Genomic DNA, 431 nt, shown 5'->3' on the forward strand with positions numbered 1-431 from the left:
GATCGATCCCTCGTTGACGACATAGCCGCCATATCCAGTGCAGCGCCTGGCCAATTCGATCGTCGGCACGATCTCGCCGCGCGTCGCCAGGATCATCTTCAGGCAGGCCATGCCGCAAATGTTGGCGGCCCAGACCGCGTATTCGTCCAGAGTGGCCGCGCCCGACCCCTGCCACAGCGGATCGCGCCGCAGCGCCACCTCGGCGCCGTCGGCCAGCACGGCCATCGTCATGTCAGGCGTTTCCCACTGGCTGAAAAACGGCACGGTTTCAGGCAGCGGGCTCATGCGACTCCTCGGACAGCTAACGCCATCTCGTATACGGGGATACGAGATGGATGAAAAGCCGCGAAATCCAGTGGCGCGACGCAGAGGATGTCACCTTCCGTTTCGGTCGACCATTGCCGATATTCGGGATTGGCCGAAGCCTCCCC

General features: G+C 63.1%; 1 pseudogene. It reads right to left on the bottom strand.

The annotated features are described in order from the left end of the window. Positions 1–285: pseudogene (locus FCU66_RS40820) on the bottom strand (hypothetical protein); the annotation flags it as partial. Positions 286–431: the final 146 nt, after the last annotated feature.

Source organism: Mesorhizobium norvegicum (genome assembly GCF_004919685.1).
Classification (GTDB): domain Bacteria; phylum Pseudomonadota; class Alphaproteobacteria; order Rhizobiales; family Rhizobiaceae; genus Mesorhizobium; species Mesorhizobium norvegicum.